Raw genomic sequence first — 21,569 nt, 5'->3', positions numbered from 1 at the left:
ATTAAATATGTTACCGCAGCGTTTAAAAAAATAACAACCCTAAAATCTGGCACTCAATCCCAGGGTATATAAATACTCTTCATCGGCCTGCTGGTTATAGCTTATCTTCGCCCAGGGGTGTAAATCACCGTACTGCGTATCGACACGCCACCCCAGCGAGTTAACGCTGGCATGCCAGAGGGGGTCGGTAAGCGACTGCGTGGTGGTTGTATCGCCATACGCATTCACCACTACAGGGGCAGAGCCATCATTGCGCCACGCCATGACGGGTCCGGTCGTGAAACGTCCCGCCACGGGAAAATTCCAGCCAACGCTCAGAACGGTTTCCGCATCCGAACCGGATGGGTCGTTCAGGGCAAACCCCGCAGCATTCTGCGAGCGATTAATGCGTTCCGCGAGAATATCTTCATAGCGAGGTTGGTGATCGGCATCCCATGTATAGCGTTCTGTCGTATTACTTTGTGCATCTGAAACGATATATTCCTGTTGCCACGCAAAAGCGGTGTTACAAAAAAACAGGCAGGCTGAGACGCCCACCAGGCCAGAAGCAGCATGGCGACCACTGATTTTTTTTATCATCATCAAAGCGACTCCAGAAAGAGCCGAGTTCGGCGATATATGTCATTGTTCGAAGAGGTATTAGGGCATATAGCCCTGTATTAACTATTGTCTCTTTAGCAGGCACGTCAAGCCGGGCAGATTGAAATTTTTGCGTTTACCGTATCAGGAAGGGAGAGAGCCTATGCAACGTTGCGGCTGGGTAAGCCAGGATCAGCTTTATATCGATTATCACGACAGGGAATGGGGCGTACCGGAAACCGACGGTAAAAAACTGTTTGAGATGATCTGCCTTGAAGGCCAGCAGGCTGGGCTATCGTGGATCACCGTGTTGAAAAAGCGGGAGAACTACCGCAACGCCTTTCACCGGTTCGATCCGGTTGCCGTTGCGGCTATGGGCGACGAAGACGTGGAAAGGCTGGTTCTGGATGCCGGCATCATCCGCCATCGCGGTAAAATTCAGGCGATTATCGGTAACGCGCGGGCTTACCTGGCGATGGAGCAAAACGGCGAACCTTTTTCGGCCTTCGTCTGGTCGTTTGTGGATAACGAGCCGAAGATAACCCAGGCCGCCACGCTTGCAGAGATCCCAACCTCGACACCCGCCTCAGATGCCCTGTCAAAAGCGCTAAAAAAACGCGGCTTTAAATTTGTGGGCACCACCATCTGCTACTCCTTTATGCAGGCCTGCGGGTTAGTCAATGACCACATCACGGGCTGCTTCTGCCACCCGGAGGGAGAACATGATCCGCAAATGGGAAAGTGAGAATACCGCCCGGCTTTTAAGCCTGTGGCTTGAGAGCACAACCGAGGCACACCCGTTTATCGATGCAGGCTACTGGAAAGCGAATGAAGCGATGGTGCGCGATGAATACCTTCCCGTTGCCGAAACCTGGGTATGGGAGGAGAACGGCGCCCTGCGTGGCTTTATCAGCGTGATGCAGTCCCAGTTCGTTGGCGCCCTGTTTGTCGCCCCGGCATTCATCGGAAAGGGTATCGGGCATGCGCTGCTGAACCACGTTCAGCAGCACTACCCGTATTTAACCCTGGAGGTGTATCAGAAAAACGTGCGGGCGGTGAATTTCTATCATGCTCAGGGTTTTCGCATTGAAGACAGCGCCTGGCAGGATGATACTCAGCACCCGACGTGGATCATGAGCTGGCAGGCGGATCGAACGCCGTCAGCGTAAGCTCTGGCCCCTGATATTTTTCGACCCATGCCAGCGCCGTATTGCCCGCGCAGCCGTTCCCCAGCTTCGAGCTGGGGAGATCTTTGGTCAGCACGTTTACGGCCCCGTTCTTACAAATGCCGCCCTCGTTCAGCGCCAGATCGGGCCATGCGCCCTGATGAATGCAGAAAACGCCAGGGCGGATCCCGTCGCTCACCACGGCACCCGCCAGCACCTGCCCGCGCGCGTTCCAGACGCGAACGAGATCGCCGCTGTGAATCCCCCGCGCTTTTGCGTCATCGCTATTCAGCACGATAGGCTCACGCCCGGCCACCGCATACTGCTCGCGCAGCGACGAATAGTTGAGCTGGCTGTGCAGACGATGCGCCGGATGGGCTGAGAGCAGCTGGAGCTGCTCCGGCTGCGCATTGCCATGCCATTCGTCCGGCTCCAGCCACGCTGGGTGCGGCGGGCAGTCCGCATAGCCAAAGCTGGCGATGCGCTCGCTGTGGATCACAATCTTCCCGCTTTCCGTTTTTAACGGGTGATTCTCCGGGTCGCGACGGAAATCCGCAAAACGTATAAACCGCGCGTTCTGCTCGCTTTCCGGCATTTCGATAAGCTGATTCGCCTCCCAGAATTCAGCAAACGGCGGCAGCGTCACGCCCTGCGCGGCACCGCGCTGGCCGGCAATCTGATAAAACGTTTCCAGCCATTGCAGATCCGTTTTACCTTCGGTGAAACGCTCGCGGCCGCCCGCTTCCCACATTTCGCTCAGGTCGGCAAAGACGTCAAAATCATCACGCGCTTCATCCCGTGGAGCGACGACGCGCTTCATCGGCACCATGTGCTGGTTGCTGTAATCCCCGGTCATGGTGAGATCGTTACGCTCGAATGAGGTCGTGGCCGGCAGCACGATGTCGGCATGCTTCGCTGATGCGGTCCAGAAGCACTCCGAAATCACCACCAGCTCCGGCTTCTGCCAGGCGCGGATCAGGCGGTTAGTATCCTGATGATGGGTGAAGTTGGCCCCGCCCGCCCACCAGACAAATTTGATATCCGGGAAATGGCGGTCCTGGCCGTTATGCTGATAAAACCCGCCCGGGTTCTCCAGGGCCTCAACGATGCGCGCCACGGGGATTTTATCTACGGCATCCACGCCGCCCTGCACCGAGCCCTGCATGGAAGCCAGCACCGCCGCTTTACGCGTCGGATTGCCGCCGTTCGCAAAGTGATAGGAAAGACCAAAACCGCCGCCCGGCGTGCCAATCTGTCCGAGCATGGCGGCAAGCGTCACCAGCATCCAGTGCTTCTGCTCGCCAAACTGCTGGCGCTGCATTCCCCAGCCGGACATCAACATCGTTGCATTATTATGGAATAAGGCCGCCAGTTCGCGAATTTTAACCGCCTCTACGCCGCAAATGCCCGCGGCCCACTCTGCCGTTTTGGCGACACCGTCGGATTTGCCCGTCAGATAGTCGGCAAATTTATCGAACCCCGTGGTACAGCGCGCGAGAAATGCCGTATCGTGCCAGCCGTTCTCAACCAGCGTATGGGCGATACCCAGCATCATTGCCACGTCGGTACCCATATGCGGCGCGATCCACTCGGCGCTGTCCCCGAAGAAATCCATGGTTTCAGAGCGCATCGGGTCGATACAGATGATGCGCTTGCCGCTTTTACGCAGCGCATCGAAATACCCGATGCCCTGTTCGTCGGACGCATTCCAGGCAATTTTCAGGGTGTTGAGCGGGTTTGCGCTCCACAGCACCACCACCCCGGTATGCTCCAGCACCAGCGGCCAGCTGGTCTGCTGCTGGTATACCTCATTGCCTCCTACGACATACGGCATGATCGCCTGCGCCGCTCCGGTAGAGTAATCACCCAGATGGCCGGTATAGCCCCCGGCCAGGCTCATGTAGCGCTGCAGCAGGGTTGCGGCCTTATGCAGCACGCCGTTAGAGCGCCAGCCATACGATCCGGCAAAAATGGACGACGGGCCGTAGCTGTCGCGGATGCGTTTATGCTGCGAGTGGATCAGCGCCAGCGCGTCGTCCCAGCTTACGCGAACGAATTCATCCTGCCCGCGAATGCCCTGCGGTTTATCCGGCGAGGCCAGAAAGCCCTTACGCACCATCGGCCAGCGCACGCGGGTTTTGCTGTGAACCTGGTCGCGAACAACGGTCTGTAACGAGTTGAGGTGGTGTGAAGGCAAAGCCCCGCGGGACGACAGCACAGTATCGCCATCAGTTTCGACCAGCATTGGCCCCCAGTGGGCGGCGGTCAGAATGGTTTTGATTGAGGTGCTCAAAGCGTGCGCTCCTGGTTGCGTGCAGGTGTTCCGGCCTTTCGATGAGGCAGTTTAAGGTTTGTGACAAATTTCAGAGTTATGCACTGAATTTTCTCCGTATCCGGACGTCATAATCCACTGCCACGTTCGTCGTGGCAAAGAATAAAAAGGATTAAGGAAATAAGATGAAAAAACGCGTACTCGTTATTGCCGCTCTGGTGAGCGGTGCACTGGCTGTTTCTGGCTGCACAACCAACCCTTACTCCGGCGAACGCGAAGCGGGTAAATCCGGCATCGGCGCAGGTATTGGCTCGCTGGTCGGCGCAGGCGTGGGTGCCCTCTCCTCCTCCAAGAAAGATCGCGGCAAAGGCGCGCTGATTGGCGCAGCAGCAGGCGCAGCGCTGGGCGGCGGCGTGGGTTATTACATGGATGTGCAGGAAGCGAAGCTGCGTGACAAAATGAAAGGTACGGGCGTGAGCGTCACGCGCAGCGGCGACAACATCATCCTGAACATGCCAAATAACGTGACCTTCGACAGCAGCAGCGCAACGCTGAAGCCCGCAGGCGCGAATACCCTGACCGGCGTGGCCATGGTGCTGAAAGAGTACAACAAGACGGCGGTAAACGTAATTGGCTATACCGACAGCACCGGCGGCCAGGAGCTGAACATGCGCCTGTCGCAGCAGCGTGCCGATTCCGTGGCCAGCTCGCTGATTACCCAGGGCGTTGAAGCGAACCGCATCCGCACCAGCGGTATGGGTCCGGCTAACCCGATTGCCAGCAACAGCACGGCGGAAGGCAAAGCGCAGAACCGTCGCGTTGAGATCACCCTAAGCCCAATTCAGTAGGTGGAAGCAAAACGGCAACGTTCGTTGCCGTTTTTAGCGTTTGCGCCCTCTCCCACGGGAGAGGGTTGGGGTAAGGGCATCAGGCAACACCTTTCATAATGAACCACTTGCCATCGATAATTTTCCCGCTAAGGTATTCTCACTCATTTCAGGGAAATCAGCGATGCGCAAACCAGCCCGGGCCACCATCAGCGACGTGGCGAAAGCCGCCAGAACCGGTAAAACCAGCATCTCGCGCTACCTCAACGGCGAGAAACACCTGCTTTCCGATGCCTTGCTGGCGCGTATTGAACAGGCCATTGCCGAACTCGACTACCGTCCCAGCCTTATGGCTCGCGGCCTCAAGCGCGGTCGAACCCGTCTGATAGGCCTTATTATCGCCGACATCACCAACCCCTACTCCGTTAACGTCCTCAGCGGCATCGAAGCGGCGTGCCGTGAAAAAGGCTTTACCCCGCTGGTCTGTAATACCAATAACGAGGTTGATCAGGAGCTGCACTACCTCGATCTGCTCCGCAGCTATCAGGTAGAAGGGATCGTGGTGAACGCCGTCGGGATGCGTGAAGAAGGGTTAAATCGCCTGCAACAGTCGTCCCTGCCGATGGTGCTTATCGACCGTAAAATCCCGGAGTTTGCCTGCGATGTAGTCGGGCTGGATAACACCCAGGCCGCCACCACCGCCACCGAGCACCTTATCGAGCAGGGTTTCGAAGCGATTCTGTTCCTGAGCGAACCGCTGGGCATGGTAAACACCCGCCGCGACCGTCTGGCTGCGTTTCGCGCCACGCTGGCGCGTTATCCCGGCGTAATCGCCGAAAATGCCGAAATTCCCCTGCACGAATCTGGCCAGATGGATAATACCCTGCGCCAGTTCCACACCCGCCATCGGGGCATGCGTAAAGCGGTGATCTCCGCTAACGGCGCGCTCACGCTTCAGGTGGCGCGCTCGCTCAAACGTATTGGCCTGCACTGGGGCAGCGACATCGGCTTACTCGGCTTCGATGAGCTGGAGTGGGCAGAAATAGCAGGCGTGGGTATTACCACACTTAAGCAACCTACCTGGCAGATCGGCTATGCCGCTGTTGAACAAGTGGTTCGTCGAATTGAAGGCACCAGCGGCGCCGTCCGCGAGCAGGTTTTTTCCGGCGAGCTGATCGTTCGCGGCTCTACCGCCCGTTAAACTCCCCTTCGTGACAGCGATCATAAATCCGGCATCCTGAACTTTTCTTTGGAACCGGTTCCATCTAGCGTAATACTATCGATTACGCGATGGAGTCAGGAAATGAGCAGGAAAATAATGGTGGTCACCGCCGCGTATGGCGCCGACCGGGTGCGTCAGGCGGGCGGCCAGCGGGCGATGCTGCCCGTAATTGCTGCCGCAGGGGCGGATGGCGTCGAGATCCGCCGCGAGCTGTTTTGCAGCGACGAACTGCTGGCGCTGCCTGCGCTTGGCGAGTCCATTGAACTGCTGGGTTTGCTGGCGTGCTACTCGGCACCGGCGCCCCTGTTTATGCCAGACGGAACCCTCAATCCGGATCTCCCGCGCTATCTTGCCGAAGCCAGCACGCTGAACGCGCTGTGGCTTAAGGTCTCACTGGGTCATTTCAGCAACAAACAGCCGCTTCACTCCCTGCGCGCGCTGCTGGATGAAAGCGGCATGACGCTGGTGGTAGAGAACGATCAGACGGACTGCGGCCAGCTCGCCCCGATGCAGCGCTTCAAAGCCGCCTGTCGGGTGATGTCGCTGCCGGTTACGCTGACGTTCGATATGGGCAACTGGCTGTGGGTCGGCGACTCTCCGGAAGAGGCCGCGCGCCAGCTGGCTCCGGCCGTCAGCTATATTCACGTCAAAGCCGCCGTCCCCCACAAGGAGCAGTTCCGCGCCGTTGCCCCGGACCAGAGCGATTCAGGCTGGCGGGATCTGCTTAATCAACTGCCTGCCGACGCCCCGCGCGGTATCGAGTTTCCGCTCGAAGGGACGGACTTGACCGCCGTTACCCGTCATTACGTCAACCTGCTGCGCGAGGAGTAAACCATGCACAAGACGCTGGATGTTATCACTATCGGCGAGGCCATGGCGATGTTCGTTGCCACCGAAACGGGCGAGCTGAGCGCGGTAGAACGCTTTATTAAACGCGTGGCAGGCGCAGAGCTGAACGTTGCAACCGGGCTGGCGCGCCTTGGGCTGAACGTCGGATGGGTGAGCCGCGTGGGGGATGACAGCTTTGGCCATTTCGTTCTCGACTCGCTGAAAAAAGAGGGGATTGATGCCGAAGGCGTCACGCTCGACGGGCGCTTCCCGACCGGCTTTCAGCTTAAGTCTAAAGTCGAAAATGGAACCGATCCCATCGTGGAATACTTCCGCAAAGGGTCGGCGGCAAGTCATCTCTCGGCGGAAGATTATCACGCCGACTATTTTGCATGCGCACGCCATCTGCACCTGAGCGGTGTGGCAGCCGCGCTGTCGGCCAGCTCGTATGAGCTGCTCGATCGTGCCGCGACCACCATGAAGGCTCTGGGTAAGACGATCTCGTTCGATCCTAACCTGCGTCCGGTGCTGTGGAAAAGCGAGGCGGAGATGGTCGAGAAGCTGAATCGTCTGGCATTCCAGGCGAACTGGGTTCTGCCGGGTATAAAAGAGGGAATGATCCTCACGGGCGAAAGTACGCCGGAAGGCATTGCTGATTTTTATCTCAACAGAGGGGTGAAAGCCGTGGTGCTGAAAACCGGTGCCGACGGCGCATGGTTTAAAACCGCCGACGGTGAGCGAGGCGCGGTCGCCGCGGTAAAAGTCGACAACGTGGTCGATACCGTGGGCGCTGGCGATGGATTTGCCGTCGGGGTCATCAGTGCCCTGCTGGAAGGCAAACCGCTGCCGCAGGCCGTGGCGCGGGGCAACAAAATTGGTTCGCTGGCGATTCAGGTGCAGGGCGACAGTGAAGGCCTGCCAACCCGCGCGCAGCTTAACGACTAAATCCCCTCACCCCGGCCCTCTCCCCAAAGGGGAGAAGGTACAAGTCATCACCTTTACCCTTTGGGGAGAGGGTTAGGGTGAGGGGTTAACAACCTCAACAACAGAGGCAAGCCTATGAACAGTTCGACCAATGCAGTAAAACGCTGGTGGTACATCATGCCAATCGTGTTTATCACGTACAGCCTGGCGTACCTGGATCGTGCCAACTTCAGTTTTGCATCCGCCGCCGGGATCAACGAAGACCTCGGGATCACCAAAGGGGTATCCTCCCTGCTGGGGGCTCTCTTCTTCCTGGGCTATTTCTTCTTCCAGATCCCCGGCGCGATTTACGCCGAGCGCCGCAGCGTGCGAAAGCTTATCTTCATCTGCCTGATCCTGTGGGGCGCCTGTGCATCCCTCACTGGGGTGGTGAATAATATTCCTGCTCTGGCCGCCATTCGCTTCATTCTCGGCGTGGTTGAGGCGGCAGTTATGCCGGCGATGCTGATTTACATCAGCAACTGGTTCACGAAATCCGAGCGTTCACGCGCCAATACGTTCCTGATACTCGGCAATCCGGTCACCGTACTGTGGATGTCGGTGGTTTCCGGCTACCTCATCCAGTCCTACGGCTGGCGTGAGATGTTTATCATCGAAGGGGTTCCCGCGATCCTCTGGGCCTTCTGCTGGTGGGTGCTGGTAAAAGATAAGCCTGCCCAGGCAAAGTGGCTTTCGGAGGATGAGAAAGCCGCACTGCAGGCGCAGCTGGATAAAGAGCAGCAGGGGCTGAAAGCGGTGCGTAACTATGGCGAAGCCTTCCGCTCCCGTAACGTCATCCTGCTGTGCGCGCAGTATTTTACCTGGAGCATTGGCGTGTACGGCTTTGTGCTGTGGCTGCCGTCGATTATCCGCAGCGGCGGTGAGAACCTGGGCATGGTGGAAGTTGGCTGGCTGTCATCGGTGCCTTACCTGGCCGCAACCATCGCGATGATCGTCGTTTCCTGGGCGTCGGACAGGCTGCAAAACCGTAAGCTGTTCGTCTGGCCACTGCTGCTGATCGCTGCCTTTGCCTTTATTGGCTCCTGGGCCGTGGGTGCGAACCACTTCTGGGCCTCCTATACGCTGCTGGTGATCGCGGGTGCTGCCATGTACGCCCCGTATGGTCCGTTCTTTGCCATCATCCCGGAAATGCTGCCGCGTAACGTCGCGGGCGGCGCGATGGCGCTGATCAACAGCATGGGTGCGCTGGGCTCGTTCTTTGGCTCGTGGTTTGTCGGCTATCTCAACGGCGCAACCGGCAGCCCTTCAGCCTCTTACATCTTTATGGGGGTGGCGCTTTTTGCCTCGGTATGGCTTACTCTGATCGTTAAGCCTGCTAATAATCAACAGCTACCCGTCGGCGCACGCCACGCCTGAATCCTTTTAAAATCAACGGAGATTAGCATGAAGCCGTCCGTCATTTTGTACAAAGCACTGCCCGAAGATCTGCAAAAACGCCTGGAAGAACATTTTACCGTTACCCGGGTGAAGAACCTCAGCCCGGAAACCGTGGCGCAGCACGCCGACGCGTTTGCCAGCGCCGAGGGCCTGCTGGGTTCAAGCGAAAAGGTGGATGCAGCGCTGCTGGAGAAAATGCCGAAGCTTCGTGCAACCTCAACCGTTTCCGTGGGTTACGACAACTTCGACGTGGATGCGCTTAACGCGCGCAACATCCTGCTGATGCATACGCCACATGCCCTGACGGAAACCGTCGCCGACACGCTGATGGCGCTGGTGCTCAGCACTGCCCGTCGCGTGGTGGAAGTGGCTGAGCGCGTAAGGGCAGGCGAATGGACGAAAAGCATCGGCTCCGACTGGTTCGGCGTGGACGTTCATGGCAAAACCCTGGGAATAGTCGGGATGGGGCGTATCGGTATGGCGCTGGCCCGGCGCGCCCATTTCGGCTTCAACATGCCGATTCTCTATAACGCACGCCATCATCACGGCGAAGCTGAGGAGCGCTTCAACGCCCGCTACTGCGAGCTTGATGCGTTGCTACAGGAAGCCGACTTTGTCTGCCTGATCCTGCCGCTGACGGATGAAACGCGTCATCTCTTTGGCAAAGCGGCGTTTGAAAAGATGAAGAGATCGGCCATTTTCATCAACGCGGGTCGCGGCCCGGTGGTGGATGAGAAGGCGCTGATTGAGGCACTGCAAAACGGTGAGATCCACGCCGCCGGCCTGGACGTGTTTGAACAGGAGCCGCTGCCCGTAGATTCTCCACTGCTGGCCATGCCAAACGTCGTCGCCCTGCCCCACATCGGCTCTGCGACTCACGAAACGCGCTACAGCATGGCGGCGACCGCGGTAGACAACCTGATTGCTGCGCTTAGCGGAAAAGTGGATAAAAACTGCGTTAATCCGCAGGTACGGCAGTAGAAACGAAAAAACCCGCCAGAAGGCGGGTTTTTGAATTTTGTGCTACTGGGTTGGAAGCTTACAGGCTTACAACGTTACCAGCTGCTGGACCTTTAGCGCCGCTTTCGATGGTGAAGGAAACTTTCTGACCTTCATCCAGAGATTTGTAGCCATCGTTCTGGATAGCAGAGAAGTGTACGAACACGTCTTTAGAGCCATCGTCAGGAGTGATGAAGCCGAAACCTTTATCAGCGTTGAACCATTTTACCAGACCAGTCATTTTAGCAGACATAGAAATTACCTTATTAACAAATATATTGTGCCTTCCGGCTTTGATGGATTGCGTTACAGATTTTTAAGCGATGAAGGAAGGGTCACTACGAAGGGTATCTATGGATAACAATCTGGACTGCTTTACTAAACTGCTTTAGGTCTGTGTAACAAACCGACGAACATAGTTATACCGATGTGGTAGACGAATGACAAGCGTTATTTTCATTACGCATAAAAAAACCCCGCCAGAAGCGGGGATTTTTATTATTCCGTAGCAGCGACCGCTGCGCTCCATGCCTGGCTAAAGGCCTGGTGCTGGGACGCCAGCGGCCCGATCAGCGTATTGTACTGGCTCGCCTGCTGGGAGGTCGGGAACTGGATACCATTGGAGACGAAGCTCACCTGCGTACCCTGTTCACTGATAAAGTCACCCACCTGCACCAGCTGCTGAGTAAAGACCTGAGCGGCCGGGATCAGCGGCTGCAAGGCGTTTGACGGTTTGGTCACCACTTTCTCATACACCTGGTCGTAGACCGGTTTCAGATCTTCGCCCTGCTTCAGCGCGGAGCGCGATGCATCAGCCTGCATTTTGGCATTTTGCAGCTGCTGGCTCAGTACCCCAAGCGCGCCATTGGACTGGCGCAGCGGTTCGCGCTGGGTCATATAATCCTGCGGTACGCGGATGGCATTTACGCTGTCCACGACCGGGCGGATCCCGGAATCCATCGCCTGGCTTACCTGCTGCGAATAGCCATACAGAATGGCGTAATCAGAGACGAATGGACCAAACTGTTTTTTCTGATCCGCAGTCAGCGTTGGTAAACGCTCGCCGCTACGCAACACTGTATTCTGGAGAAAATCGATAAACGCTTTGCGCTGATCGCCTTCCTTATCAAAACACCCGCTCAGGCTAACCACCATTAATAACGCCGCTACAGGCGCAAACCAGCGAGAGCAGGACTTTCCTGTCGCCATTTTATTACTCCTTTCACCCAAAAAAGCGCACACCGGCACACGCGTGCCTAACGCTGACAAGAATAGTCCAGGACAGCCTTGCAAGATAGACTTTTCATACAAAACGGGTATTCCCGTTTTATAGCTTACTATTTACAAAAAAATACCTGACCCGCCGATATATGACTAATCAGGTAATTAGCATAAATATCCATATAGCTGAAACGCGTAAAGCGATGGTGATCGCACAATTAATCACAGCCGTGACGATCCTGTGTCTGGTTTAGGGACTATTCTTAACAGGCTCTCTGATGTTCATGATCCCGATGTGTGATTTATGAGGAGTTCTCAATGGAATTAAAAGATCCTGAGTTTGAGCTGCTGAGCAGCCTGGAACAGATTATTTTTAAAGATGTACCGCCGACGTATATCCTGCAAACAAAGCCCAATCCTTTCAGTGAATTTGAGCGTTTACGCAAAGGGTCGGGCCTGAAAACAGATGAATTCGCAAGAGCGATGGGTGTCAGCGTAGCGATGGTAATGGAGTGGGAGTCAAAACGTGAAAAGCCTACTCCGGCCGAGTTAAAGCTGATGCGCCTGATTCAGGCGAACCCTGACCTTCGCAAGCAGTTAGCCTGATAACGTTTTTTTGCCCCCGCCCTTGCGGGGGCTTGTGTTTACAGACTTTCGCATCGCCATCCTGACTCTTCCCACACCAGCTCATGCGTCAGCTTCAGCCCTTTCAGAAAGGCTTCATCGTGCGATACCACCAGCAGCGCGCCGGGAAAATCGGCCAGAGCCGCTTCAATGGCCTGAACGGAGGCCAGATCGAGATGATTGGTCGGCTCATCCAGAAGCAACAGCTGCGCTGAAGCTTCACGCCACAACGCGCAGGCCAGCGCGGCCTTCAGGCGCTCGCCACCGCTCAGTTCACCCAGAGGAAGCGTTACTTTTTCCGCGCCCAGCTGAAGCTGCGCCAGCCGGGTACGCAGCGTGCCCTCCTCGAGCGGCGTATTGCCCAGGTTGAGGTGTGTCATCACCGACTGCGACAGATCCAGCCGGGAAAGTTGCTGATCGAGACAGGCGCGCGTGACGGAGACGTTACAGGTACCGGAAACGGGGGCAGTTTCGCCCAGCATCACTTTTAAAAGCGTAGATTTCCCACAGCCGTTAGGCCCGCGAAGCGCCACGCGCATGGGGCCGTCCATTCGCCAGTTTATCGGCGGGAGAGACACATGCGGAAGCACCAGATCCTGCAGCACCAGCACCTGCTTCCCTTGCGCAATTTGACTGCCCGGCAGGGTAAACATCACCGCGTTATCCGCTTCTACCCGCTCGCGTGCCTGGTTAACCGCAGCGTTAAGCGCATCATTTTGATCGCTATGCTGTTTTTTCCAGGAACCGATGCGCTCTTTCGCCGCCGCTTTGTACTTGACCCGTTCAAACGAGGCAATGTTGAGGCTATCGACCTTGCGAAGCGTTTTTGCTGAACGCCGCTGGCTGTCATCATGCTCTTTATGCATACGGGTGCGGGTACGTTTACGCTCGGTGGCGGCATGTTCCAGCGCAGCGCGGGCGGCCTGCTGCTCAGCGTCGCGCTGGCTTTTATAGTCAGCATAATTTCCGCCGAAGCTGCGCAAGCCAAAAGCACTCAGTTCAAGGATGCGCGTTACCTGCGCCAGTAACTCACGGTCGTGAGAGGCCACCAGCACGCCGCCCTGGTACCGGGAAAGCTGCTCGTAGAACCATTCCCGGCCCTGCCCGTCGAGGTGGTTGGTCGGTTCATCCAGAAGCAGGTAATCCGCATCTTCGGTGAACGCACCACACAGCAAGGCACGAATACGCTCGCCGCCGCTCAGCGCCGCTGCGGGTTTATTCGGATCGAACGGGGGAAGGTTTGCAGCGATGAAAGCATGGCTCAGACGTTCAGCCAGATCCCAGCGTCCCTCGAGCGTGTCGAGATCCTCGGGTTCATAATCACCGCTGTCGACGCGTTTACGGGCGGCGAAGATCGCCTCATGGCCAAGCAGCCCGGCAAGCGTGGCGTGAGGGGAAATATCCTGCTGCTGGGCCACGTAGGCGTGCGAGCCAAAGCGCTCAACGTGCCCGCTGGCGGGTTCGTCTATGCCAGCCAGCAGGCGCAGCAGGCGCGTTTTTCCACTGCCGTTGCGGCCAACCAGCGCGCAAACCGACGAATCCAGAGAAAGATTCAGTGGACCGAAAAGGATATCGCCCGTCGCAAACTGACAGGTGACCTGATGCAAAATAAAAGAGGGGGACTGCGCAAAATGAGCCATAAGCACTCCTGAATGAAATCAAAACATCCCCTGCCGACGCGGTGCGTTTAGCAAGGATCGAAATTCATCAGTCGTGTTTGTTCATTTTTGGGGGGCGCTCCTGAGGACGAAATTTATCCGGAACAAGGATAGCGGTAATGCGCCGCCCATTTCAAGGTTAAATTTTCGCCAGCGCTTTTGTCAGAGCAGAAAAAACCCGCCGAAGCGGGTTTCTGATTCAGATAAACGCAAACGCATCGCCGAACAGGCGATCTTCCCGCGCGTCACGTTCGTTACAGAACAGGTCGCGGGCAATTTTCGCCATTTCAAAGCGACCGGCAATGTAGATATCGTGCCCGGCCAGCGTTCCGTGATCCTGCAATACCGCTGTCAGCACGGTACCGCTGCGCCCGCGCCAGCCCTCTTCCGGCTGCTCGACAACCGGCTCGATGCGCAGGTGTGGATGATTCACGCTCAGCGCTTCCAGCTCAGACAGATCGTAAAGGTGCTTCTCTTCACGGCCGCCCCAGTAGATGGTGATATCACGATTCGGATTGCGCGCCAGAGCGGTCAGCAGAATAGAGCGAACATAAGAGAAGCCCGTGCCACCGGCAATCAGGATCAGCGGGCGATCTTCGTCTTCACGCAGCCAGGCCTCGCCGTGAGGGATATCGACCACGATTTCACGCTCTTTCAGGATGCGGTCCATCACGGCCATCGCGTACAGGTTAAGCTCAGACGCACCAATATGCAGCTCAATAAATTCCTTCTCTGCAGGCGTAGAGGCCATAGAGAAAGGACGCTTATCACGCTCGTCCATCACGACCATCAGGTACTGGCCGGCACGGAATGAGAATGCCGCTTCAGGAACCAAACGGACGCGATATACGGTGTCGGTAATAGCATCTACCGACGTCACTTTACAGCTTAAGGTTGTCATTCGCTCTCTCTGTCGGGAAGTCTATAGGGCTAAACGGTCTTATTCTGCCTTACCGTTATTCATTATGGCCAGCTCGTCCCAGATCGCGTCAATGCGCGCGGTCACGGCAGGATCTTTCTCGATCGGGCGACCCCATTCACGGTCGGTTTCGCCAGGCCATTTATTCGTGGCATCCAGTCCCATTTTTGAGCCAAGGCCGGAAACCGGCGAGGCAAAGTCCAGATAATCAATCGGCGTGTTTTCCACTAACACCGTATCACGCGCGGGATCCATACGCGTGGTGATGGCCCAGATGACGTCATTCCAGTCGCGGGCGTTAACGTCATCATCGCAGACAATCACAAACTTGGTATACATAAACTGGCGCAGGAAAGACCATACGCCCATCATCACGCGTTTAGCGTGACCGGCATACTGCTTCTTCATCGTTACCACCGCCAGGCGATACGAACACCCTTCCGGCGGCAGATAAAAATCAACAATTTCCGGGAACTGTTTTTGCAGGATCGGCACGAACACTTCATTCAGCGCCACGCCCAGTACCGCCGGTTCGTCGGGTGGACGGCCGGTGTAGGTGGAGTGATAAATGGCATCTTCACGCTGGGTAATGTGCGTGACGGTGAACACCGGGAAGTTATCCACTTCGTTGTAGTAGCCGGTGTGGTCGCCGTACGGCCCTTCGGGTGCCAGCTCGCCCTGTTCAATGTAGCCTTCCAGCACGATCTCCGCACTGGCCGGTACTTCCAGGTCATTGGAGATACACTTCACCACTTCAGTTTTGGTGCCGCGCAGCAACCCTGCAAAGGCATATTCCGACAGCGTGTCAGGAACGGGCGTAACCGCGCCCAGAATGGTTGCCGGATCGGCACCCAGCGCGACGGAAACCGGGAAGCGTTCGCCCGGACGGGCCGCGCACCACTCCTGGAAATCCAGCGCGCCTCCGCGATGGGACAGCCAGCGCATGATGAGCTTGTTTTTGCCAATCAGCTGCTGACGATAGATTCCGAGATTTTGTCGCTCTTTATGCGGCCCACGCGTGACGGTGAGGCCCCATGTTATCAGCGGTGCGGCATCTTCAGGCCAGCACTGCATAATCGGAATGGTGGTAAGATCAACCGCATCGCCTTCCAGCACTTTTTGCTGGCACGGCGCACCGCGCAGGCGTTTGGTCGGCATGTTCAGTACCTGCTTAAACTGCGGCAGCTTGTCGAACAGGTCGCGGAACCCTTTCGGCGGTTCCGGCTCTTTCAGAAAGGCCAGCAGTTTGCCCACTTCGCGCAGCGCCGTAACATCTTCCTGCCCCATCCCCATCGCCACGCGGCGAGGAGTGCCGAACAGGTTACACAGTACCGGCATGGCGTAGCCTTTTGGGTTTTCAAACAGCAACGCCGGGCCGCCCGCGCGCAGGGTGCGGTCAGCGATTTCTGTCATTTCCAGATACGGATCAACAGGAAGCGTAATGCGTTTGAGTTCGCCCTGCTTTTCAAGCAGCGCCAGGAAGTCGCGTAGATCGTGGTATTTCATGCAGTTAATCATGGCCTCTCTGTAAGCGCTTCATTATACGGCGTAAGCCCGCGTGATGCTGTAATTTTGTTAAATTAGCGTGAACTTCCACGACTTACTCGCTTTTTGCCCATTATAATCACCTTAGCGATCCCGCCAGGGTTTTGATATGCTTGCGCCCCGAACAATGGGAAGAGTGATTATGCAGGCCTGGTATTTACTGTATTGCAAACGCGGGCAACTTCAGCGCGCGCAGGAACATCTTGAACGTCAGTCTGTTAACTGCCTGACACCCGTGATCACGCTTGAAAAAATGCAGCGTGGAAGACGCACGACCGTCAGCGAGCCCCTGTTCCCGAACTACCTGTTCGTTGAGTTCGACCCCGAAGTGATCCACACCACGACGATCAGCGCCACGCGCGGCGTCAGCCATTTTGTGCGTTTTGGCGCCCATCCGGCAAAGGTGCCGTCATCGGTTATTCATCAGCTTTCCGTTTACCAGCAGCCTGAAGATATTACCGATCCGGAAACCCCCTATGCCGGCGACAGCGTGGTGATCACCGAAGGCGCCTTTGAAGGCTTACAGGCCATCTTCGCTGAGCCGGACGGTGAAGCGCGTTCAATGCTGCTGCTTAACCTGTTGAACAAAGAGGTGTTGCAGAGCGTCAAAAACACCGATTTTCGAAAAGTTTAAAACTGCACGCCGAACAGACGACGCACGTTGTCATCGGTTCGTGCTGACAGCCACTGGGCATCCTCTCCGCGCCAGTGCGCCACGCGTTCAGCTATGTGCCCCAGGTAAGCGGGTTCATTACGTCGCGATGCCGGTTTAGGCTGCATATCCCGAGGCAGCAAATACGGCGCATCTGTTTCAAGCAGCAAACGATCGGCCGGGATAACGGGCAGCAGCTCGCGCAGCTCAAGCCCACGACGTTCATCGCACACCCAGCCGGTAATTCCCAGATAAAGCCCGCGATTCAGGCAATCCAGCGCCTCCTGCCGGGAGCCCGTAAAGCAGTGCAGCACCGCGCCAGGCAGTTTATCCAGCCAGGGCTCCAGCAATGCCAGAAAACGTTCATGGGCATCGCGACAGTGCATAAACACCGGCATTCCCAACTCTGCTGCCAGGGCGAGCTGGGCGGTAAACGCGTTTTCCTGCTCTTCAGGCGTTGAGAAGTTGCGGTTGAAATCAAGCCCGCATTCACCAATGGCAACGACTTCCGGCGTTTTCGCCAGGCGATGAAGTACCTCAGCACTTTCATGCGTCCACTGGCTGCTGTCATGAGGGTGCACGCCTGCGGTGGACCAGCAGCGTTGATAGCGTTGCGCCAGCTGCTGTGCCTGCTCGCTCTCGTGCAGATTGGTTCCCGTCAGCAACAGCCCGTTAACGCCAGCGGCAAACGCGCGCGCCACCACCTCATCACGGTCTTTCGCAAACTGTGAGCTGGTCAGGTTAAGCCCAATATCAAACATGGTATTCCCCATATGACAACCGCCCTGACGGGCGGCTGATTTTATTCTTTAGTGGTCTCTTCCGACTCTACGTCTTCATCATCACGCGTACGCCCCTTACCCACGTAGAAACGTGCGAAGAACACGCCGACTTCAAACAGGCAGTACATGGGTATTGCCAGCAGCGTCTGCGAGAAAACGTCTGGCGGAGTTAACAGCATACCCACGACAAACGCCCCGACGAGGATGTACGGACGCTTTTTACGCAGATCGTCCGGTGTCGTAACGCCTACCCAGCAGAGCAGGACTATCGCCACGGGCACTTCGAACGCGACGCCGAACGCCATAAACAGCGCCATGACAAAGCTGAGGTAGCTGGCGATGTCCGTGGATACCTGCACCCCTTCCGGCGCGGTATGCGTCAGAAAACCAAAGGCCAGCGGGAAGACCACGAAATAAGCGAACGCCATGCCGATATAGAACAGCAGGGAGCTGGATACCAGCAGCGGGATCACCAGCTTACGCTCATGCCTGTACAGCGCCGGGGCGATGAAGGCCCAGACCTGATACAAAATAACCGGCGCAGACGCAATCAGCGACACCCAGAAGGTGAGCTTGATTGGGGTAAAGAACGGCGAAGCAACGTCCGTTGCGATCATCGTTGCCCCCAGCGGCATCTGTTTAATCAAGGGCGCAGAGACCACCTGGTAGATATCGTTGGCGAAATAGACCAGACACAGGAAAATGAGGAAAACCGCAATAATGCAGTTTAACAGGCGCTTGCGCAGTTCAATGAGGTGCGCGATGAGCGGTTGAGTATCATCTACTGCCATGTTTACGCTTTATCACTTGAGGAAGGGGATGATTCGGAAACGGGTGCGGCAGGTTTTACTTCAGCCGCTTTCACCACGGGCTCTTCTGACGGCACCTGCTTTTTCACTTCAGGCTCCTGCGGCGATTGCTCTGGCGAAGCAGCCTGATGCTCCGCGCTGGAAGGCGTTACCCCCTCGCGCTGCTCCTCGCTGCCCTTCACCACCGGGTTATGGATGGTGTTAGCTTCGTCGCTCGCCTTTTCAGGATCGTTAATGCTGTATGAGCGCTTCATGGATTCGGCTGCTTCACGCAGTTCATCCATCGACGCTTTCAGCTCCGGCGTCAGGTTGTCCATGCTCGCCTTTTCAACCTTTTTCAGGCTGTCCTGAAATTCCTGAAGCTTAAGCTCCTGCGCCAGCTCGTTCTGCACGGTCGTTGCCAGCGAGCGAAGCGCACGCACCCAGCCCACCACGGTTTTCACCGCAACGGGCAAGCGCTGCGGCCCCAACACGATCAGACCAATCACAAATACCAGCAGTAACTCACCAAAACCAATGTCGAACACGAATTACACCTGCTCTTTATCGTGACGTTTAGCATCGTCCTTTTTGGCTTCATCTTGCTTGTCGGCGATGGACTTAGCAGTGAAATCAGCATCCTGACCGGTTTTATCCTGCTTATTCTCGTCATCGCTCATGGCTTTCTTAAAGCCTTTGATTGACGCGCCAAGGTCGGAACCAATGGACCCGAGTTTTTTCGTGCCAAACAGCAGCACAACGATGACGGCAATGATCACTAACTGCCAGATACTGATACCACCCATGCGTGTTCCCCAGTGATAGATGATTAATTAGTCAGATCGCATTATACGTATGCAACCCATCAATAGCGACGCTAATTCAGCGCGTTTTTCGCCAGCCAGCAAGCCAGACAACAACACCGGCAGCCATAATCCACGCAGGCATCATTTCCCAGTCCGGGCGATTGATCAATAGCAACGTGCCGCTTATCAGCAGCGTCGCGCCAATTCCGAAGAGATAGCGAGACTGCCCCTGACGCACGCGGCTGGATTGAAGCTCGTGCGCGATTTTATCCATGCTGTGCTGAAGGTTCTTGCTCTGACGCAAACTGTCGTAAACCAGCTCAGGAATTTCAGGCATTTTTTCAATCCAGAACGGGCCTTTCTCCTTAAGCGAGCGAACCAGCGCTGGAATACCGACCTGATCCTTAATCCAGGATTCGAGGAAGGGTTTAGCGGTTTTCCACAAGTCTAACTGAGGATAGAGCTGGCGGCCTACGCCCTCAACGTAAAGTAATGTTTTCTGAAGTAAAACTAATTGAGGCTGCACTTCCATATTGAAACGGCGCGCGGTGTTGAACAGGTTGAGCAGAACGTGTCCGAACGAGATCTCCGACAGAGGCTTTTCAAAAATCGGCTCGCAGACGGTGCGGATCGCAAACTCGAACTCTTCCACGTTGGTATCTGGCGGAACCCAGCCTGAATCTACGTGCAGTTCGGCCACCTTACGGTAGTCGCGGTTGAAGAACGCGATAAAGTTCTCGGCGAGATAACGCTTATCCTCTTTGTTCAGCGAGCCGACAATACCGCAGTCGATGCCAATATATTGCGGATCTTCCGGGTGCTCATAGCTGACAAAAATGTTGCCAGGATGCATATCCGCATGGAAGAAGCTGTCGCGGAAAACCTGAGTAAAGAAGACCTGCACGCCCCTTTCGGCCAGCAGCTTCATGTTGGTGCCCTGTTTTTCCAGCGCCACCACGTCCGAGACCGGAATACCGTAGATACGTTCCATCACCATCATGTTCTGGCTGCAATAGTCAGAATAGACTTCAGGAACATACAGCATCGGGCTGTTTTCAAAGTTACGACGCAGCTGAATGGCGTTCGCCGACTCGCGCAGCAGGTTTAGCTCATCAATCAGCGTTTTTTCGTATTCCCGTACCACTTCCAGCGGGCGCAGACGGCGGCCATCCGGCAGCAGGCGCGGCACCCAGCGAGCCAGACGATAAATCAGCTTCATGTCCGCTCTGATAACCGGCAGGATATCCGGGCGAATCACCTTGATGACCACCTCTTTGCCATTCTCCTTCAGGCGCGCGGTGTGAACCTGCGCGATAGAAGCGGATGCCAGAGGCTGGATATCGAAATCATCAAACCAGGTGTCGATGGGAATATTGCCCATCGCTTCCTCGATTTGTTTCTTTGCCCTCTCCCCATCAAACGGGGCGACGCGGTCCTGCAACAGCGCGAGCTGGTCGGCTATCTCCGGCGGGAAAAGGTCGCGACGTGTTGAGAGCATCTGACCAAACTTGATCCAGACCGGACCCAGTTCCTGCAAAGCAAGACGCAGGCGTGTACCCAGCTCCTGATCCTTATGGCGATTCGGCATCCAGAACAGCGTGCGCCGCCAAAGCCGAAGCGGCAGGGTGATACGCATTCTGGGGATAAGCTCGTCGAGCCCGTAGCTCAAAAAGGTGCGAACGATAAAATAGAGGCGCCGAATTTCACCAGGCGTCATTTGCCCTCCAGTTTTTCCAGCCGTTTGGTTAACGCATCCACTGCGCGCTCAACTGCCGCGGTCTCTTCTGCAAACCAGGCAACTTCCAATGGCCCCGGCGCCATACGCCACTCTTCGGTCAGAACCTCAGCAGCGTAGCGCTGTTGACGCTGGAGACCTTTGCGCAAAAAAGCAGAACCCGTGCGCAGCGTTTTGCTTATCCCTTCAGCCGCGATATCGCCGATATAGGGCGCCAGCAGCTCCGCCGGGTCGAATTCAGCCTGATCGCTAAGCGCAGCGAAGTTCTGTACCACCTGAATATCGCCCTGGACTTCCAGTTCGCCGCTGCGAATAAGCGCCGTCAGCTGCTGGCGATCGCGCAGTTTTGGCAACACGCTCATGTGCGTGATCACCGAGCAGTCAGCCTCGCCTTCCCACTCACCCAGAACGTCAAGCTGGCGTTCGCTGAAGACCAGCACAAGCGGCGTCGAGAACTCTTTTAAAACGATACGCAGTACCTTTCCGTTAAGCCGCTGACGTGCGGTTTTGAGCGCCGGGGCGCGATACAGAAAGGCATTCAGTACATTCTCGATGCCTGCGGTGACTAAGGGTTTAATGGGCACG

23 protein-coding genes are annotated in these 21,569 nt (G+C 56.4%); 10 read left to right on the top strand and 13 right to left on the bottom strand.

All coding sequences use genetic code 11. The annotated features are described in order from the left end of the window. Positions 1-39 precede the first annotated feature (39 nt). Entirely contained in the window at positions 40-582 is a 543-nt protein-coding gene (locus tag MOQ06_RS00295; RefSeq protein ID WP_148421556.1) for a lipase, read from the bottom strand. A gap of 160 nt (positions 583-742) precedes the next feature. On the opposite strand from MOQ06_RS00295, the gene tag reads away from it, so the two are divergent. Both tag and MOQ06_RS00285 read left to right on the top strand, forming a co-directional pair. Beyond that, a complete protein-coding gene (gene tag, locus MOQ06_RS00290; protein ID WP_242169844.1) occupies positions 743-1,324 on the top strand; it encodes a DNA-3-methyladenine glycosylase I in 582 nt (193 codons plus the stop codon). After that, positions 1,302-1,748, top strand: coding sequence for an N-acetyltransferase (locus MOQ06_RS00285; RefSeq protein ID WP_176608992.1), 447 nt, complete (start codon positions 1,302-1,304; stop codon positions 1,746-1,748). Before tag ends, MOQ06_RS00285 begins: the two co-directional genes overlap by 23 nt. Here MOQ06_RS00285 and MOQ06_RS00280 read toward each other — a convergent pair. Beyond that, positions 1,711-4,038, bottom strand: a complete 2,328-nt coding sequence (locus tag MOQ06_RS00280; protein ID WP_277932163.1) for a molybdopterin guanine dinucleotide-containing S/N-oxide reductase — start codon at positions 4,036-4,038, stop codon at positions 1,711-1,713. The genes MOQ06_RS00285 and MOQ06_RS00280 overlap by 38 nt on opposite strands. 164 nt (positions 4,039-4,202) lie before the next feature. Here MOQ06_RS00280 and MOQ06_RS00275 point away from each other — a divergent pair, with 164 nt between their 5' ends. The 6 genes from MOQ06_RS00275 (at position 4,203) to ghrB (ending at position 10,236) form a co-directional block, all read left to right on the top strand. Continuing rightward, the gene (locus MOQ06_RS00275) at positions 4,203-4,865 is read left to right on the top strand and encodes an OmpA family lipoprotein (RefSeq protein WP_148421564.1); all 663 of its coding nucleotides are present in this window, start codon (positions 4,203-4,205) and stop codon (positions 4,863-4,865) included. Positions 4,866-5,028: 163 nt separating this feature from the next. Beyond that, the gene (locus MOQ06_RS00270; protein WP_242169841.1) at positions 5,029-6,045 is read left to right on the top strand and encodes a LacI family DNA-binding transcriptional regulator; all 1,017 of its coding nucleotides are present in this window, start codon (positions 5,029-5,031) and stop codon (positions 6,043-6,045) included. Between the two features lie 102 nt (positions 6,046-6,147). Then, positions 6,148-6,897 (top strand): sugar phosphate isomerase/epimerase, encoded by a 750-nt coding sequence (locus tag MOQ06_RS00265; RefSeq protein WP_148421568.1) that lies wholly within the window; start codon positions 6,148-6,150, stop codon positions 6,895-6,897. A 3-nt stretch (positions 6,898-6,900) separates the two neighbouring features. Then, entirely contained in the window at positions 6,901-7,839 is a 939-nt protein-coding gene (locus MOQ06_RS00260) for a sugar kinase (protein ID WP_242169839.1), read from the top strand. A gap of 114 nt (positions 7,840-7,953) precedes the next feature. Continuing rightward, complete coding sequence (locus MOQ06_RS00255) at positions 7,954-9,234, top strand: MFS transporter (protein WP_176608997.1); 1,281 nt, start codon at positions 7,954-7,956, stop codon at positions 9,232-9,234. Positions 9,235-9,261: 27 nt separating this feature from the next. After that, a complete protein-coding gene (gene ghrB, locus MOQ06_RS00250) occupies positions 9,262-10,236 on the top strand; it encodes a glyoxylate/hydroxypyruvate reductase GhrB (protein WP_242169837.1) in 975 nt (324 codons plus the stop codon). Between the two features lie 58 nt (positions 10,237-10,294). On the opposite strand, the gene cspA is transcribed toward ghrB, so the two are convergent. Both cspA and MOQ06_RS00240 read right to left on the bottom strand, forming a co-directional pair. After that, complete coding sequence (cspA, locus tag MOQ06_RS00245) at positions 10,295-10,507, bottom strand: RNA chaperone/antiterminator CspA (protein ID WP_003860775.1); 213 nt, start codon at positions 10,505-10,507, stop codon at positions 10,295-10,297. 245 nt (positions 10,508-10,752) lie between these two features. Beyond that, a complete protein-coding gene (locus MOQ06_RS00240) occupies positions 10,753-11,463 on the bottom strand; it encodes a DUF3053 domain-containing protein (RefSeq protein WP_242169834.1) in 711 nt (236 codons plus the stop codon). Between the two features lie 330 nt (positions 11,464-11,793). Here MOQ06_RS00240 and MOQ06_RS00235 point away from each other — a divergent pair, with 330 nt between their 5' ends. Then, on the top strand, positions 11,794-12,081 hold the full coding sequence (locus tag MOQ06_RS00235; protein WP_242169830.1) for an HTH-type transcriptional regulator: 288 nt from the start codon (positions 11,794-11,796) through the stop codon (positions 12,079-12,081). Between the two features lie 38 nt (positions 12,082-12,119). Here the strand turns inward: MOQ06_RS00235 and MOQ06_RS00230 are convergent, their stop codons facing one another. The 3 genes from MOQ06_RS00230 to ubiD all read right to left on the bottom strand — a co-directional run bounded on the left by MOQ06_RS00230 (position 12,120) and on the right by ubiD (position 16,194). Next, the gene (locus MOQ06_RS00230) at positions 12,120-13,739 is read right to left on the bottom strand and encodes an ABC-F family ATP-binding cassette domain-containing protein (RefSeq protein WP_242169828.1); all 1,620 of its coding nucleotides are present in this window, start codon (positions 13,737-13,739) and stop codon (positions 12,120-12,122) included. Between the two features lie 217 nt (positions 13,740-13,956). Continuing rightward, on the bottom strand, positions 13,957-14,658 hold the full coding sequence (fre, locus tag MOQ06_RS00225) for an NAD(P)H-flavin reductase (protein ID WP_148421582.1): 702 nt from the start codon (positions 14,656-14,658) through the stop codon (positions 13,957-13,959). A gap of 39 nt (positions 14,659-14,697) precedes the next feature. After that, positions 14,698-16,194 (bottom strand): 4-hydroxy-3-polyprenylbenzoate decarboxylase, encoded by a 1,497-nt coding sequence (gene ubiD / locus MOQ06_RS00220; protein ID WP_148421584.1) that lies wholly within the window; start codon positions 16,192-16,194, stop codon positions 14,698-14,700. Between the two features lie 169 nt (positions 16,195-16,363). Between ubiD and rfaH the strand changes: the two genes are divergently transcribed. Beyond that, entirely contained in the window at positions 16,364-16,855 is a 492-nt protein-coding gene (gene rfaH, locus MOQ06_RS00215) for a transcription/translation regulatory transformer protein RfaH (RefSeq protein WP_242173182.1), read from the top strand. Here the strand turns inward: rfaH and tatD are convergent. From tatD to ubiJ, 6 genes are all read right to left on the bottom strand, one after another. Next, on the bottom strand, positions 16,852-17,634 hold the full coding sequence (gene tatD, locus MOQ06_RS00210; RefSeq protein ID WP_148421585.1) for a 3'-5' ssDNA/RNA exonuclease TatD: 783 nt from the start codon (positions 17,632-17,634) through the stop codon (positions 16,852-16,854). The two genes, rfaH and tatD, sit on opposite strands and share 4 nt — an antisense overlap. 41 nt (positions 17,635-17,675) lie before the next feature. After that, the gene (gene tatC, locus MOQ06_RS00205) at positions 17,676-18,446 is read right to left on the bottom strand and encodes a Sec-independent protein translocase subunit TatC (protein WP_148421587.1); all 771 of its coding nucleotides are present in this window, start codon (positions 18,444-18,446) and stop codon (positions 17,676-17,678) included. A gap of 2 nt (positions 18,447-18,448) precedes the next feature. After that, positions 18,449-18,991, bottom strand: a complete 543-nt coding sequence (tatB, locus tag MOQ06_RS00200; protein ID WP_148421589.1) for a Sec-independent protein translocase protein TatB — start codon at positions 18,989-18,991, stop codon at positions 18,449-18,451. A 3-nt stretch (positions 18,992-18,994) separates the two neighbouring features. Next, a complete protein-coding gene (gene tatA, locus MOQ06_RS00195) occupies positions 18,995-19,249 on the bottom strand; it encodes a Sec-independent protein translocase subunit TatA (RefSeq protein ID WP_148421591.1) in 255 nt (84 codons plus the stop codon). A 76-nt stretch (positions 19,250-19,325) separates the two neighbouring features. Continuing rightward, positions 19,326-20,966 (bottom strand): ubiquinone biosynthesis regulatory protein kinase UbiB, encoded by a 1,641-nt coding sequence (gene ubiB / locus MOQ06_RS00190; protein WP_148421593.1) that lies wholly within the window; start codon positions 20,964-20,966, stop codon positions 19,326-19,328. After that, a complete protein-coding gene (gene ubiJ / locus MOQ06_RS00185) occupies positions 20,963-21,568 on the bottom strand; it encodes a ubiquinone biosynthesis protein UbiJ (protein WP_148421595.1) in 606 nt (201 codons plus the stop codon). The genes ubiB and ubiJ overlap by 4 nt, the downstream gene beginning before the upstream one ends. Position 21,569 lies beyond the last annotated feature (1 nt).

The sequence above is a fragment of the Enterobacter sp. I4 genome (assembly GCF_022669095.1).
GTDB classification, from domain to species: domain Bacteria; phylum Pseudomonadota; class Gammaproteobacteria; order Enterobacterales; family Enterobacteriaceae; genus Enterobacter; species Enterobacter pasteurii.
Note: the sequence above shows the minus strand (reverse complement) of the source record. Positions and strands in the feature narration are given on the sequence as shown.

Excerpts from the sequence above, each read along its gene's own strand:
- MOQ06_RS00295 (WP_148421556.1), bottom strand. The coding sequence starts at position 582 with ATGATGATAAAAAAAATCAGTGGTCGCCATGCTGCTTCTGGCCTGGTG.
- tag (WP_242169844.1), top strand. The coding sequence starts at position 743 with ATGCAACGTTGCGGCTGGGTAAGCCAGGATCAGCTTTATATCGATTAT.
- MOQ06_RS00285 (WP_176608992.1), top strand. The coding sequence starts at position 1,302 with ATGATCCGCAAATGGGAAAGTGAGAATACCGCCCGGCTTTTAAGCCTG.
- MOQ06_RS00275 (WP_148421564.1), top strand. The coding sequence starts at position 4,203 with ATGAAAAAACGCGTACTCGTTATTGCCGCTCTGGTGAGCGGTGCACTG.
- MOQ06_RS00270 (WP_242169841.1), top strand. The coding sequence starts at position 5,029 with ATGCGCAAACCAGCCCGGGCCACCATCAGCGACGTGGCGAAAGCCGCC.
- MOQ06_RS00265 (WP_148421568.1), top strand. The coding sequence starts at position 6,148 with ATGAGCAGGAAAATAATGGTGGTCACCGCCGCGTATGGCGCCGACCGG.
- MOQ06_RS00260 (WP_242169839.1), top strand. The coding sequence starts at position 6,901 with ATGCACAAGACGCTGGATGTTATCACTATCGGCGAGGCCATGGCGATG.
- MOQ06_RS00255 (WP_176608997.1), top strand. The coding sequence starts at position 7,954 with ATGAACAGTTCGACCAATGCAGTAAAACGCTGGTGGTACATCATGCCA.
- ghrB (WP_242169837.1), top strand. The coding sequence starts at position 9,262 with ATGAAGCCGTCCGTCATTTTGTACAAAGCACTGCCCGAAGATCTGCAA.
- cspA (WP_003860775.1), bottom strand. The coding sequence starts at position 10,507 with ATGTCTGCTAAAATGACTGGTCTGGTAAAATGGTTCAACGCTGATAAA.
- MOQ06_RS00240 (WP_242169834.1), bottom strand. The coding sequence starts at position 11,463 with ATGGCGACAGGAAAGTCCTGCTCTCGCTGGTTTGCGCCTGTAGCGGCG.
- MOQ06_RS00235 (WP_242169830.1), top strand. The coding sequence starts at position 11,794 with ATGGAATTAAAAGATCCTGAGTTTGAGCTGCTGAGCAGCCTGGAACAG.
- MOQ06_RS00230 (WP_242169828.1), bottom strand. The coding sequence starts at position 13,739 with ATGGCTCATTTTGCGCAGTCCCCCTCTTTTATTTTGCATCAGGTCACC.
- fre (WP_148421582.1), bottom strand. The coding sequence starts at position 14,658 with ATGACAACCTTAAGCTGTAAAGTGACGTCGGTAGATGCTATTACCGAC.
- ubiD (WP_148421584.1), bottom strand. The coding sequence starts at position 16,194 with ATGATTAACTGCATGAAATACCACGATCTACGCGACTTCCTGGCGCTG.
- rfaH (WP_242173182.1), top strand. The coding sequence starts at position 16,364 with ATGCAGGCCTGGTATTTACTGTATTGCAAACGCGGGCAACTTCAGCGC.
- tatD (WP_148421585.1), bottom strand. The coding sequence starts at position 17,634 with ATGTTTGATATTGGGCTTAACCTGACCAGCTCACAGTTTGCGAAAGAC.
- tatC (WP_148421587.1), bottom strand. The coding sequence starts at position 18,446 with ATGGCAGTAGATGATACTCAACCGCTCATCGCGCACCTCATTGAACTG.
- tatA (WP_148421591.1), bottom strand. The coding sequence starts at position 19,249 with ATGGGTGGTATCAGTATCTGGCAGTTAGTGATCATTGCCGTCATCGTT.
- ubiB (WP_148421593.1), bottom strand. The coding sequence starts at position 20,966 with ATGACGCCTGGTGAAATTCGGCGCCTCTATTTTATCGTTCGCACCTTT.